This is a genomic window from Rheinheimera sp. MM224 (genome assembly GCF_947090785.1).
Lineage (GTDB): Bacteria > Pseudomonadota > Gammaproteobacteria > Enterobacterales > Alteromonadaceae > Pararheinheimera.
On record NZ_OX352320.1, the window covers coordinates 3,231,906 to 3,245,240 of the forward strand.

Below are 13,335 nucleotides of genomic sequence, written 5' to 3' on the forward strand. Positions count from 1 at the left end.
ACTGCGATGTTAATTATTAAAGTAGCCTCCGCCAATCCGGCCAAAATCAAAGCTGTTGCCTCTGCTTTTGCCGACCTGTTCCCCGATGAAAGCTTGGATGTGCAAGGAATTGCAGTACCCAGTGGTGTTGCCGACCAGCCGATGAGCAGTGATGAAACCTTATTAGGTGCGATGAACAGAGTGGCTGAACTGGCAGGGTTCGAGGCTGATTTTCGTGTCGCCATAGAAGCGGGTTTAGACGGTGATTTTACTTTTGCCTGGATGGTGATTGAACATCAGGGCAAGATTGGCAAAGCCCGCTCTGCCAGTTTAATGTTGCCGCCCGAGGCTTTGTCGCAATTGCAGCAAGGTAAAGAGTTGGGTGATGTGATGGATGCGATGTTTAATCAGCACAATATCAAACAAAAAGGGGGAGCCATAGCCCTGCTGACTCAGCACAAACTCAGTCGCAGTTCTGTTTATCATCAGGCTTTAATTCTGGCGATGATCCCTTTTTTAAATCTTGATTTGTTTTAAATCAGGTTGTCATACAGCTGATTCAGCCTTAGTGTAGAGTACAACTTAACATCAAGGAGAATCCAATGTCCGGACTAAAAGTACTGGCCCTCTGTGGCAGCTTAAGAACTAAATCGACCAACAAAGCCCTGGTAGAGTATGCGATGGCCCATGCCCCCGAAGGTATGGACATTGAATTGGCAGATTTAACTGATTTGCCTTTTTATAATTCTGACCTCACAACCAAACCCGCAGCAGTTGAACGCTTGCTGGCACAATTCGCTAAAGCCGATGCCTTGCTGCTCGCTTGCCCTGAATACAACTACTCTATTGCGCCCGCTCTGAAAAATGCGCTCGACTGGGCATCCCGTGAACCCAACAATGCTTTAATGGCTGGTAAAGTGGCTGCTATTATGGGCTCAGGTGGCGGTATGGGGACTTCCAGAGCTCAATACCATTTACGTCAGGTTTGCGTATTTTTAGACTTGCATCTGGTGAATAAACCCGAAGTATTCTGTAACGCTTTTGCCAATACCTTCGATGCAGAGGTTAAACTGACAGACGAGCGAATCCAAAGCCTTATAGTGCAGCAACTGGATGCTTTACAGCAATTGGCATTGCGCTTTAAAGACTAAGCGCATCACAGTACCAAAGGTTAAAAAAAGCAGATAAAACAATAAAGTTGTTTTCATCTGCTTTCTTTGTCAGAGTAAAGAACCTGATAAGAATATTACATTTTTTTACAAAGCCACCATCCGAAGTGGCAAGGACCTAGGTAGAGCTTGTTACAACGCTTAAAAAATGATTTCCACCTGTCAATGATTACTCTGGTTGGAGTGATAGCCAGTGGTACTTTATTGCCTTACGCTTTGTACCGTATCGCGACGGGGAATTATCTGGTTGGTGTAGTAGATTTGCTAATGATTGCCGTCAGTACCTTTTCAGTTCTGATGGCATGGCGTACTGGTGATACCGAAAAACCCGGCTTTTTAATGGCCGCCGTATTTTGTTTTGGCGCTGTGTTAGTGTGCATGAAGCTCGGGCAGGATGTACTGTTCTGGATTTACCCACTGATGGTGTTTATTTTCTTTTTAGTGGCGCCTATCAAAGCCTTATTGCTGCTGTTACTGATGGTCAGCGCTATTGTGTCGCTGCACTTTTCCGAACAGTCCGCTATTTTTGCCAACAGCTTTCAACTGCTGGCGTTTATTACCACAACTTTAATTACCAGTATTTTTGCTTATATTTTTGCTTACCGCACTCATCTGCAGCGTCAGGAATTACGGCGCTTAGCCACTACAGATCCGCTGACTGGGGCCGCCACCCGGCATTCTCTGACCGATGAATTAACTTATGCTATCCAGCAACATCAACACAAAGGCGTGGTCAGTGGTTTAATGCTGCTGGACCTGGATCATTTCAAACGCATTAACGATAACTTTGGCCATCAGGTCGGCGATCAAATTTTGAGTCAGCTAGTGCCTTTGTTAAAACAAATGATCCGCCAGCAGGATTCGGTGTTTCGTTATGGTGGCGAAGAGTTTGTACTGCTGATTAAAGAAATTCAGCTAGCTGATTTACATCGTTTAGCAGAAAAAATCCGTCACGCAGTCTGGCATCAATTAGCCTTACCAGATGGTTCAGCTCTGACTACCTCTATTGGTATAGCGACAGTGCAGCACGCCAATGACTGGGAAAGCTGGTTACAAAATGCCGATATTGCGTTGTATCAGGCCAAACATCAGGGTCGGAATCAGGTGGTTATTGCGGCGCAGCCTGCAGAGCAAGCAACAACTCAGTCTTAGACTTAAGTCGAAGCGCCAAATACCGAACAATACTTTAAGCTGACTATCATCATTCAGTGCAGGTGTCTTTTATGTTGTCTTTTATCATCAGCCGTTTTTTTGCTATTCAAATTTTGGTATTGCTGGCTTTGGCTTTAGCGAATTATTTCTCCGCCATCAAACTTGGTTTTATTCAGGATGTTTTGTTACTGCCCACCCTGACTATTTTTCTGGTTTATCACTACTGTAAAAAACAAAATGCTTTTTTAAACACAGAGCAAAACCAAAAAGTGATTTATGCCCTGATTCTAAGTGATGCGCTGATCCAGGCTGTTTTAACCTTCAGTAGCCCACAGGGCATTATTGCAGCACAGCACTTTACCAACGCCGCTTTAACTTATGCCGCAGTCATGGTCTTTCATAGCCTGATGATTTATTTTGCAGTGGGCTACAGCAAAACCTTATTTGAAAAACGCCAGGCGTTGAGCTAATAGCTAAAACCAGCCATGTCAACAATCCCTCTCACAAGGACGGCCATCGTTGTCACCATCAATCAACACATTAGGGCAGTTTTTTAAATAAAACCTGGCCTCGTCACAGGAGCTCATTTCAGAACAGTGTTGCTTACCTTCACACTGAAATTGCGGGTTTTGTTGTGCTTGTATGGGTGGCCACACCGGATTTTCTAATGAAGCAGTAGTACTTTGCTCGTCATCAGTTTCAACTAACCCTGCAACTGCTGGCGAAGCTGCCTCTGCATTGAACAAATGCATCGATTGATAACCAAGCCAGGCGAGAATAGAAAAAGTCACCACTACAGATAACAACTGCTGGAATGGCAAAGATGACAAAGCTGGTTTTTTCACTGCAGGGGCTGGAGCAAAATGCTGACCTGCTCTGTACGCTGATACAGCTTTAGGCATACCTTGTGGGTCGACTTCAATCTGAAAGAAAATGCAGTCACCGTCTTGCAGCTTCTCAGGTTTTTTGCGAAAACCACTGCTGCTGATACGAATATCCGGTCCTGCTTTATCCTGCTGAATAAAGCCACTGCCTTTGCTGGGGTTCCAGTCTCTTAACTTTCCCTGATGTAACATCTCAACGTCCTGTTGTATCTATTTTAAAAACACCTTATTTAACCTAAATCACATTTGTTTTACAAGCATAAAAAAAGGCCACCTTTTGCAAAGCAGCCCTTTTAAGCAGAATGAACTATTAATTACGGATCAGATAGTCAAAAGCACCTAAAGCCGCTGTTGCACCACTGCCCATCGCAATAATAATTTGCTTGAATGGTGTATTAGTCGCGTCACCTGCGGCAAACACGCCTTTTAATGACGTCTGGCCGTGGCTGTCGACGATGATTTCACCACGTGGTGTTAACTCCACAGCACCACGTAACCACTCAGTATTTGGTACTAAACCAATCTGTACAAAGATACCGGCCAGTTCAACAGTTTTGCTTTCGCCGTTGGTACGGTCAGTGTACTGTAAGCCAACAACTCGCTGACCATCACCCAACACTTCTGTCGTTTGCGCTTGAGTGATAATAGTGATGTTGCCCATAGACTGCGCTTTTTTGATAAGCACTGCATCTGCACGTAATGTGCTGTCAAATTCCAGCACTGTGACATGCTGAACTATACCCGCTAAGTCGATAGCCGCTTCAATACCAGAGTTACCACCACCAATCACTGCTACTTTTTTGCCTTTAAACAAAGGACCATCACAGTGTGGGCAATACGCTACACCCTTGCCACGGTATTCTTTTTCACCAGGCACGTTCATCTCTCTCCAACGGGCGCCAGGAGATAGAACTATGCTTTTACTTTTCAGCACAGCGCCGTTTTCAAGCGTGATTTCAAACAAGTCGTTTTTGCCCAGTTTCACTGCTTTTTGGCTATTCATAATGTCCACTTCGTAATGACGAACGTGAGACTCTAAGTTAGCCACCAGTTTTGGACCTTCAGTTTCTTTGACAGAAATAAAGTTCTCAATACCTACAGTATCAGCAACCTGGCCACCAAAACGCTCGGCAACAATACCTGTGTTCAGGCCTTTACGGGCGGCATAAATAGCAGCTGCAGAACCTGCAGGGCCACCACCCACAATCAGCATGTCGAAGTTGTCTTTGGTTTTCAAAGCTTCAGCTTGACGAGCCGCAGCACCGCTGTCGACTTTGTTCAGAATATTGGTCAGGGTAATAGCGCCCTGAGAGAACTGCTGACCATTTAAATACACTGTAGGTACTGCCATGATATTACGTTTGCTGACTTCATCAGGGAATACAGCACCGTCAATCATGGTGGTTTTAATGCTTGGGTTAACAGCCGCCATTAAATTCAGTGCCTGAACAACTTCAGGACAAGTCTGACAGCTTAAAGATACAAACACTTCAAAGTTAAATTCACCTTGTAAAGAAGCAATTTGCTCCAGCACAGCAACTTCTTCTTTAATGGTGTGGCCACCTGAATGCAACAAAGCCAGCACCAGAGAGGTAAACTCGTGGCCCATAGGCACACCAGCAAAACGAATTTGAGTGTTCTTCGCAGTAGAGCGCACCAACATAGATGGCTTTAATACTGCAGGGTCTGTCTCATCTTTTAAATGGATCAGCGAACTTAAACCGGCGATATCTTCGGCCAGACTCTTTAACTCGGCTGCTTTATCGCTGCCGTCTAACGCAACTACCAGCTCCACCGGGCTTTTCAGGTTTTGCAAATAGGTTTTTAATTGGTTCTTTAGGTTAGTATCTAACATATTTGGCCCCTTTCTTATAGCCACAGTCACGGCCACCTTCAGGTGGATTGCCACTGCCCTTTTGGACAAAGCTTCGCCGTACCAGTAAATTCTGGTGAGCAAAACTCACAAATTTATTTTAAATAGGGGCTGAGAACTCAGCCCCTGCAGTCTTAATCAGACTTAGATTTTACCAACCAGGTCTAAAGATGGAGCTAAAGTCGCTTCACCCGGAGTCCATTTAGCTGGACATACTTCACCGTCGTGGTTTGCTACGTATTGTGCAGCCTGAACTTTACGGAACAGTTCTGCAGCGCTACGGCCGATACCTAAGTCGTGAATTTCAGCAACTTTGATTTCGCCTTGTGGGTTGATTACGAAAGTACCACGTAAAGCTAAACCTTCTTCCTCGATCATCACACCGAAGTTACGAGTGATAGTACCTGTTGGGTCACCGATCATTGGGTAGTTGATTTTTTTGATAGTGTCAGAAGCATCGTGCCACGCTTTGTGAGTGAAATGCGTGTCAGTAGATACTGAGTAAACTTCAACACCGATTTCCTGGAACTTAGGATAGAAATCAGCCAGATCGCCTAATTCAGTTGGGCAAACGAAAGTGAAGTCAGCTGGGTAGAACACTACTACTGACCATTTGCCTGCCAGATCCTGTTCAGTCACTGGAACAAATTTACCGTGATGGAAGGCAGTCGCTTTAAATGGCTTGATGGTGCTGTTGATAATTGAAGACATTGTCTTACTCCATGTTGGTTGGTTATTAAAATTGAACTCGCTTCGATGGAACAAAGAATAACTGTTCCAGACGATTTGAGATAACGAATTAAATCTATAAACTTAATCTGTTTTTGTGATTGGAAAATACAGTTATTTATCTGTTTTTCCACTTTATTCTACAGTGCCACTATGACAACACTAAAAACATACAGTTCTGAGCTGCACTCTCTCTTTGCTAACGAGTACCACAAAAAATGCAAAGAATGACTATGCTCAATAAGTCAGTGTTGAAATGGGGGCATAAATTGAAACTTCAAGCAGCGAAAGTCCTGACAACTGGTGTTTTTTTAGCGGTGGCGACTGCCGTGGTTGCTGATGATCCACCCGTGTATCGTTACCAGCAAGCCAATGGTGTAACAGCTTTTTCTGACAGAGCACCAAAAAACAGGCCTTATCAGTTGGTTCGCTTTGACTGTTTCGCCTGTGACCTGCAAAGCACTGTGAACTGGCACAATACGCCATTGTTTTTACAGAAGTATCAGCAGGAAATAACCACAGCGGCGCAACACCATCAACTAGACCCTGCTTTATTAAGAGCGGTGATCCATGCTGAATCCGCTTTTAATCCTAAAGCATTATCCAAAAGTGGTGCTGCAGGTTTAATGCAGTTGATGCCAGATACAGCGACAGAAGTGGGTGTACAAAACGTCTGGCACCAGCAGCAGAATATTCAGGGTGGTGCATCTTACCTGTCCTCTTTACTCAAACGTTATAAAGGCGATATTAAACTGGCAATGGCGGCTTATAACGCTGGGCCCGGGGCTGTAGATAAACATCAGGGTATCCCACCTTACGCTGAAACTCAGACTTATGTAGAGCGGGTTCAACTGTTATTCTCGCGTTACCAAAAAGCCGTATACAGTTCCTGAAACATTTAAAGGCAAAGAGTAACAATTTATAAGCCTTTGTTTTTAAATAATTTTAACTCCTGCCGTTCTTTTGCAATTCCTCAGCACAACAGGCAGACTAGCAGCACTATTAAGGAGTTGCTTTAAGGACCTGTTATGAAAAAATTGATTGCTGTCTGTATTCCGACATTATTACTCAGTGCTTGTGTTATTCACGTAGGCAATAGTTCTGCGGCTGAAGATCTAAAACACGAACAACTCCATTTGCAGTTAAGTGCCGCTGATTTGACTGAATTAAAAGCTGAAACTGAAGCAGGCGACCTGAAAATTATCGGTATCAAAGGCTTAACCCAAATTGAGGTGGTTGCGGATTTGTATTCCAGCGAAGACAAACCTTTTACTTTGTCACTGGAAAAACAAGGCTCAGCTGCTGTGCTTAAAGCTGTCGGCGGGTCCTGTATTGGTATGTGTACTGGTTCTTCTGCTTATGCAGATCTGGTTGTCAAAGTGCCGGCTGAACTGGCATTGGCGCTGGAAGACGGTTCAGGTGATATCAGTATTGAAGGCTTAAGCTCAGATTTGGTGATTGAAGATGGCTCGGGCAATTTAACAGTACAAGGTGGCCGTAATCTGGTACTGGAAGATGGTTCAGGTAATGTCAGTCTGACCCAGCTAAGTGGCAACCTTACTGTGGAAGATGGCTCAGGCGATCTGTTGATTCAGCAGGTTGCAGGCACTGTGCTGGCGGAGGATGGCTCGGGTGACACAGATATTCAGCAGGTAAAAGGCATGGTCAGTGTCAGTGATGGCTCTGGCGATATCCGCGTGCAACAAGCGGGTGGTTTTACTTTATTGGACGATGGTTCAGGCGAACTCAAAATTGACCAGATCAATGGCCCTGTCAGCTTAAACAAAGACTAAACTACAGGAAAAAAAGTCAAAGCTTAGCCATGCTGGCTTTGACTTTTTTCCGCTGCAGCGCGCAGTTGCCGCAATTGTTTATCATGTAAACCCTTAAGGGTAAACCAGCCAATTAAAGCGCCACTTAACGCCCAGGCCATATCAGACTGAGTATCCCAGACATACCCCTGAGTTCCTAAGAAAGCTTCTGCATTTTCACCTGATAACAAGGCGACCCACCATTCAATCAGCTCGTAGAAAGCGCTGAAAGCTAAGCAAAAACAGACACTGAAAAAACACTGCCAGCTTTGGCCAAAAATTAAACCTTTACGCAAAATCAGCTCACGACAAATAATCACCGGGATAAAACCCTGAGCAAAATGCCCTACTTTATCGTAATTATTGCGCTCTCCGCCCGTCCAGTCTCTGATCCAGTCAAAGAGTGGCACTTCTGCATAAGTATAATGACCGCCAACCATCAAAATTACACAATGCAGCAATATCAATATATAAAGCAAAGGCGTCAGCGCAAAGCGACTTTTGGTCACAGCCAGCACGACTAACCCAATCAAGGCCGGTAAAACTTCCAGAAACCAGGTAAATTGATCTTTAGGCGCAATACCAGACCAGATCAGAACGATAAAAAATACAGCCAACCATACCCCTTGCTTCATCCTGATATCACCTTTCCCAACTCGTTACGGCTATCAAACCAATAAAGCAGTCAAAATACAAGGCCAGACTGATGTAAGCCTGTTCCAAAGCAAAAATAACCTTCTATCCCCTTAACTCACCGCTGGTCACTTTTTGTAAAACAAATGCCAACATTTACCGCACACTGACGCCAGTTCAGCGGAGAGGATTGGATAATGGAAAATACCAAACAACGATTGACGGGTTTTATACTGAGTTTTGCCAGCTTGAGTTTTATTCTCGCTATGGGTCCTTACCTGACATTAAAAACAGCACCTGCTTTAGGCACTTTGCTGACACTATTACCCTGACCTCTTGTTGTTTTTTGTAAGCTACGGTAAAACATCAAAGTTGTCTGCTTTTGGAAGCCTTCTCTTGTCTGATTTTTTAAGTCGTGCTGTTGAATTATCAAGCCGTTTTAGCAGAGCCTATCTGCTCGGCCAGCTGATTTTTATCACGCTGTTTTTTGCCAGCTATCTGGTGATGATGCAACCTTTTCTGGAGATCCAGAATAACAACATAGCCTCACGTTTTCTGATCAGAGGATTGATTGACGGCGCCAGTTCATTACTGATAACGCATCTGCTGTTAAGACCTGTGCTGAAGCTTTACTTGGTTAACACGACAAAGAAACTGCTTACGCTGTCCTGGAGTTTTTTATATTTAATCGCTGTATCTTTATTCTGGTCGGGTATTTCGATGTTAACGGCCAAACTGGAGCTATTAAAAACTACTCAAATTGATACGGTCAGCTTTAACCACCAAAACCAGCAGGTTTTGATGGAATTCTCTCAATTTAATCAATGGCTTTTGGGTGGTTTTAATTCCCTGATTGTGTTGCTCGGTTGGAGCCTGATTTATTTATTCTGGCACAATCTGCAGCAAAAGAAGCAGTTGCAACAACAGATGCAACAAGCTCAAATTCAGCAACTGACCTACCAGCTAAGCCCGCACTTTTTGTTTAATGCCTTAAATTCAATACGAGCCTTAATTTTTGAAAATCAACAGCAGGCAGCACAGACCGTCACTCAATTATCTGAACTGTTGCGTATTCATTTACAAACCCAAATGCGCCCTGTCGCCGTTTTGGCTGAAGAGTGGCAAACCGCAGAGTTTTACCTGCAAATAGAACAGGTTCGATTAGAGCGACGACTGGCAACCCATATTGAGCTGGCTGACGATTGCCTGACACAAAAACTACCGGCGCTGACTTTACTGACACTGATTGAAAATGCGATTAAACATGGCATCAGCCCTAATGCCGAACCTGGCTGGCTGAAAGTCAAAGCAGAAAAAATAAGCCACTCTTTGTGGGTGCTATCGGTCAGCAATAGCTACAAAGCCGCAAGCCCCTTTAAAGGCACTGGCAGTTCACTGGCTAACTTACAACAACGACTGCAGTTGCAACTGGGAGATAGTATTCGCTGTCAGCAGATTAAAACAGAGCATCAGTTTGAAGTGCGTATGGAGCTGCCTTATGTTTAACACTTTACTAGTGGATGACGAAAGGTTAGCCAGAGCCGAATTGCGTCGCTTACTCAGTCCTTACCCACAGATCAGTATTCAGGCCGAAGCCAGCACAGCGGAGCAGGCTTTAGAGCTGATGCAGCAGCAAGCTTTTGATTTGGTGTTTTTAGATATTCAGATGCCGGGTTTATCGGGTTTGCAGCTGGCACCACAATTACAGTCACACTGCCATTTTGTATTTTGTACTGCTTTTGACCAGTATGCGCTGGACGCTTTTGAACTTAATGCTTTGGATTATTTATTAAAGCCTGTAGCGCCAGAGCGGCTGGAAAGAACCATTCAAAAGCTGGAGCAACAACACTCTGCAGGCCAGCAACACAGTTACCTGCCTGAACAACATGGCATATTGCTGAAATTTGGCGAGGTCAGCCGGATCAAACGATTAAATGAAATTCAGCGTTTTGAAAGCATTGGCAACCACACTGCGGTTTACTGCGACGATGGCAAAAGCTTTTTACACAGCTCTTTATCCAAAGTAGAGATGCGCTTAAACCCACAGCAGTTTTTTAAAGTCAGCCGCTCCGACATAGTGCGTATTGATGCTATTTCACAGATTGAACCAGGTCTGGCTGCTGGTACCCTGATTGTTGTGCTCAAAGATGGTTCTGCAGTAGAAGTCAGCCGCCGTCAGGTGCAGCAACTAAAACAGTTGTTTAATGCCTGGGGTTAACCGTATTTCCTCGTTATAGCCCGAAAATCACTTTTTATAAGGCGTAGTCAGTCGGATCTTTTACTCTGAAACTGTTGAATCACAAACTTGGATCTTACAGAGGGTTAAAAGATGAACGAAATGATGACGACTTTAAGCGGCGCTTTTGCCAAAGCTTCACTGACACAATGGCTGATTTTTTTACCCTTGTTTTTGGCTGTCTACTTTTTGCCAAGCCTGCTTGCTTTGGCTTTTAACCGCAAACATTTAAAACTGATTTTAATAGCCAATATACCAGCTGGTTTTTCCTTTATTGCCTGGGGCGCATTAATAGTCTGGGCTGTCACGGGTAAAATGATGGAGAAAAAGCAGCCAGAAAAAAGCCCTGTTTAATCAGGGCTTTTTCATGCTCAGACGCTTCGTGTTGTTTACTGCTGCTGACGATACCATTCGCCTAAAATCAGGCTGGCAGCCACGCTGACATTTAACGATTCCACTTTACCTGTGCCAGGAATTTGTAAGGCGATATCGGCAGACTTAGCCACAGACTGAGATACACCAAACATTTCTTCACCAAAGACTATCACGACTTTAGCTGGCAACTGGCTGCTGTACAGTGATACGCCACCATGGCTTGAGGTAGTCACCAGGGTATAACCCGCTTGTTTACATAGCTGCAATGCCAAAGGCAGGTTGTCACAACTTAAACCTTCAACAAACTCAACACCGCCTTCAGCTGTGCGGGCTGCAGCGCCATGTGCCAGTAAATCCGGGTCTTTCATCACTATGCCACTAATGCCAAAGTGGGCGCAGCTGCGGGCTATAGCGCCTAAATTGTGCGGATTACCGACACCATCTAATGCCAGCAAGCAATCCTGCTTTTTACGGCCATTTTGAGTTAAATAACTGGCCAGTGATAACACAGCCTTACGTTTAACCAACAGCACCACACCACCGTGATGCTGACTGCCTGCTACTTTTTCAAGCTCGGCTTCAGATACCACATGGTAGGCTTTTTTATTGGCAGCCAGATATTTCATTAAATCGGCAAACTTTGGTGCCATTTGCTCGCTTAAATACAAACGCACTAAAGCTTCAGGGCGCTGCAAAAAGGCCACACGGCAGGCATTTTCACCATAAATTTTGGCTTCTTCCTGGCGATTTTGTTTTAACACTTTGGCAGACACAGCTTTAGGCTGAACAGCTTTTGTCTCTGGCGCTTTTAACGCAGCAGCGCGATTGGCTCTATTCGCCGTTGACTTCGCATTTTTTGCACCAGCGTCTTTGGTCCAGGGCTTATGCAATGGATTGGCTGTTTTTTCGCCTTTGCCTTTGTGTTGTGACATAACATTTCCTGCTTGCGCCTTGCGGCCTGTAATCCTAAATGCGGCGGATTTTACCAGCTACAGGGCAACAATACTTCTATTTTTCTATCCGCAGAACAGGGCACTATTGATGACTCACAGAGCAAGCAAAACACTGAAACGCCGCAGCTATATGATCAGCGGGTCCTGTAAGTAAAATGGGGCGTACTAATGCGCCCCTGCAGATGCTGAGCTGGAGCTCGTCATACAGTTGATTAAGCTGCTTTATTTGGCCACTTTTGGAGTGCCGCTCCATGACTTACTAACCACCCGCCACTGGCCGTTGATTTTGGTCATGGCCAGATAATCCACTCCTAGCCATTGTGGGTAATCCAGCATCACTTTCACCACAGCGCCGGTGTCAGTGATATCCAGAATTTGATACTGACGGTGACGCTGATCTTCATCTGGAGCCGGTTGAAAACCTTTAGCCCATTCTTCACCCGAGACACTGACAACTTTTTGTTGTTTGCCCGAGTAGCCGACTACTACTGTGTCTTTTAGGATCACCCGAAAGGCGGTTGGTGCACTGCCTTGTTCAAAAGCTTGCATCATGGTTTGCATGGCGCTGTCGATGGCGGCATATTCGGCGTGTTGTTGCACAGGAGCTTGTGCACTGACATTAGTGTTTGCAGCGGCAGACACAATCCAGCCAAGGCTCAGGCAGGTTACAACCAAGGTTTTTGCAAATGTGTTCATAAAACTGGTTTCCTTTTAGATGAAATAAACGATTAAGGTTGGGTTACGGCTGATTTCTGCTGTTGCAAGATCTGCACAACGGCGCTGGCCACCAAAGGTGCAGACGGATAGTTCTGGCCAGTGACTAAACGGCCATCCACTTCGATATAGGGCTTCTCCGGATCCGGCGCTTTAAACAAGCCACCATGATCTTCAATGGTTTGGCGCATTAAAAACGGCAAGTGCTTAAAATAAGCGGCAGATTGGTCTTCATAATCTTCCGGGTAGCCGGTGACACGTTTACCTGCCAGCAAATACTGGCCATTGCTGAGTTTGAGGCGGACAATACCCGCTGTGCCATGGCACACCGCCGAAATCACGCCGCCATTTTTTTCGTAAATATGTCGTGAAATGTCTTGCAGCCGAACGTCATCCACCACCTGATACATGGCGTTGCTGCCCCCGACGTAATACACAGCCTGGTAAAGAGTGGCATCAATCTCGTCCGGAGTATGAGTTTGGGTAAGGCCGGCCATAATGCGCTGATCTTTCAATCGTTCAATTAAGCGTGGGCCTAGCACCGTCGGGTCTATCGGCACTGCGCCGCCGGCAGGGGACACAAAGTCGATGGCATAACCTGCGTTATGGAAGGTATCCCAGGCATGCACCACTTCGCCAAAGCTGATGCTGGCAGGCACAGTGGAATTACCGTGGAACTTGCTGCTGGACAACACAAACAATACCCGACCAGCTGGGGTTGCTGCTGTGTCGGCTTGGGTTTTGCTGGCTTGTGCCTGCACTGTAGTTAAAAAGCCACTAAACAGCAGGCATAGCAGCAGTTGATAACATTTTTTCCAAATCATAGT

17 protein-coding genes are annotated in these 13,335 nt (G+C 45.2%); 10 read left to right on the forward strand and 7 right to left on the reverse strand.

The genetic code is table 11. The features are described from left to right. Window positions 1–6: 6 nt before the first annotated feature. From yjjX to OM978_RS15260, 4 genes are all read left to right on the forward strand, one after another. A complete protein-coding gene (gene yjjX, locus OM978_RS15245; RefSeq protein ID WP_264343106.1) occupies window positions 7–516 on the forward strand; it encodes an inosine/xanthosine triphosphatase in 510 nt (169 codons plus the stop codon). Window positions 517–581: 65 nt separating this feature from the next. Continuing rightward, window positions 582–1,130, forward strand: a complete 549-nt coding sequence (locus OM978_RS15250; RefSeq protein WP_264343108.1) for an NADPH-dependent FMN reductase — start codon at window positions 582–584, stop codon at window positions 1,128–1,130. A gap of 183 nt (window positions 1,131–1,313) precedes the next feature. After that, window positions 1,314–2,300: a GGDEF domain-containing protein gene (locus tag OM978_RS15255; protein ID WP_264343110.1), complete on the forward strand. Its 987-nt coding sequence runs from the start codon at window positions 1,314–1,316 to the stop codon at window positions 2,298–2,300. Between the two features lie 71 nt (window positions 2,301–2,371). After that, on the forward strand, window positions 2,372–2,770 hold the full coding sequence (locus OM978_RS15260; RefSeq protein WP_264343111.1) for a hypothetical protein: 399 nt from the start codon (window positions 2,372–2,374) through the stop codon (window positions 2,768–2,770). 18 nt (window positions 2,771–2,788) lie between these two features. Here the strand turns inward: OM978_RS15260 and OM978_RS15265 are convergent, their stop codons facing one another. The 3 genes from OM978_RS15265 to ahpC all read right to left on the reverse strand — a co-directional run bounded on the left by OM978_RS15265 (window position 2,789) and on the right by ahpC (window position 5,768). Next, window positions 2,789–3,376: an excalibur calcium-binding domain-containing protein gene (locus tag OM978_RS15265; protein WP_264343113.1), complete on the reverse strand. Its 588-nt coding sequence runs from the start codon at window positions 3,374–3,376 to the stop codon at window positions 2,789–2,791. Between the two features lie 118 nt (window positions 3,377–3,494). After that, complete coding sequence (gene ahpF, locus OM978_RS15270; RefSeq protein ID WP_264343115.1) at window positions 3,495–5,039, reverse strand: alkyl hydroperoxide reductase subunit F; 1,545 nt, start codon at window positions 5,037–5,039, stop codon at window positions 3,495–3,497. A gap of 162 nt (window positions 5,040–5,201) precedes the next feature. After that, window positions 5,202–5,768 (reverse strand): alkyl hydroperoxide reductase subunit C, encoded by a 567-nt coding sequence (ahpC, locus tag OM978_RS15275; protein WP_264343117.1) that lies wholly within the window; start codon window positions 5,766–5,768, stop codon window positions 5,202–5,204. Between the two features lie 287 nt (window positions 5,769–6,055). On the opposite strand from ahpC, the gene OM978_RS15280 reads away from it, so the two are divergent. Both OM978_RS15280 and OM978_RS15285 read left to right on the forward strand, forming a co-directional pair. Further along, complete coding sequence (locus tag OM978_RS15280; RefSeq protein WP_264343119.1) at window positions 6,056–6,679, forward strand: lytic transglycosylase domain-containing protein; 624 nt, start codon at window positions 6,056–6,058, stop codon at window positions 6,677–6,679. Window positions 6,680–6,814: 135 nt separating this feature from the next. Further along, entirely contained in the window at window positions 6,815–7,579 is a 765-nt protein-coding gene (locus tag OM978_RS15285; RefSeq protein WP_264343122.1) for a DUF4097 domain-containing protein, read from the forward strand. 23 nt (window positions 7,580–7,602) lie between these two features. On the opposite strand, the gene OM978_RS15290 is transcribed toward OM978_RS15285, so the two are convergent. After that, entirely contained in the window at window positions 7,603–8,232 is a 630-nt protein-coding gene (locus tag OM978_RS15290) for a DUF2238 domain-containing protein (protein ID WP_264343123.1), read from the reverse strand. Window positions 8,233–8,427: 195 nt separating this feature from the next. Between OM978_RS15290 and OM978_RS15295 the strand changes: the two genes are divergently transcribed. The 4 genes from OM978_RS15295 to OM978_RS15310 all read left to right on the forward strand — a co-directional run bounded on the left by OM978_RS15295 (window position 8,428) and on the right by OM978_RS15310 (window position 10,820). Further along, window positions 8,428–8,562 carry a hypothetical protein gene (locus OM978_RS15295; RefSeq protein WP_264343124.1) on the forward strand — a complete coding sequence of 45 codons (135 nt, stop codon included), beginning with the start codon at window positions 8,428–8,430 and terminating at the stop codon, window positions 8,560–8,562. 64 nt (window positions 8,563–8,626) lie between these two features. Continuing rightward, a complete protein-coding gene (locus OM978_RS15300) occupies window positions 8,627–9,736 on the forward strand; it encodes a sensor histidine kinase (protein ID WP_264343125.1) in 1,110 nt (369 codons plus the stop codon). Next, entirely contained in the window at window positions 9,729–10,448 is a 720-nt protein-coding gene (locus OM978_RS15305; RefSeq protein WP_264343127.1) for a LytR/AlgR family response regulator transcription factor, read from the forward strand. Before OM978_RS15300 ends, OM978_RS15305 begins: the two co-directional genes overlap by 8 nt. A gap of 111 nt (window positions 10,449–10,559) precedes the next feature. Continuing rightward, window positions 10,560–10,820, forward strand: coding sequence for a superinfection immunity protein (locus OM978_RS15310; RefSeq protein WP_264343129.1), 261 nt, complete (start codon window positions 10,560–10,562; stop codon window positions 10,818–10,820). 35 nt (window positions 10,821–10,855) lie between these two features. Here OM978_RS15310 and OM978_RS15315 read toward each other — a convergent pair whose 3' ends face one another. From OM978_RS15315 to OM978_RS15325, 3 genes are all read right to left on the reverse strand, one after another. Continuing rightward, window positions 10,856–11,773 (reverse strand): tRNA/rRNA methyltransferase, encoded by a 918-nt coding sequence (locus OM978_RS15315; protein WP_264343130.1) that lies wholly within the window; start codon window positions 11,771–11,773, stop codon window positions 10,856–10,858. A 243-nt stretch (window positions 11,774–12,016) separates the two neighbouring features. Further along, complete coding sequence (locus OM978_RS15320; protein ID WP_264343131.1) at window positions 12,017–12,490, reverse strand: nuclear transport factor 2 family protein; 474 nt, start codon at window positions 12,488–12,490, stop codon at window positions 12,017–12,019. A 32-nt stretch (window positions 12,491–12,522) separates the two neighbouring features. Further along, a complete protein-coding gene (locus tag OM978_RS15325) occupies window positions 12,523–13,332 on the reverse strand; it encodes a type 1 glutamine amidotransferase domain-containing protein (RefSeq protein ID WP_264343132.1) in 810 nt (269 codons plus the stop codon). Window positions 13,333–13,335: the final 3 nt, after the last annotated feature.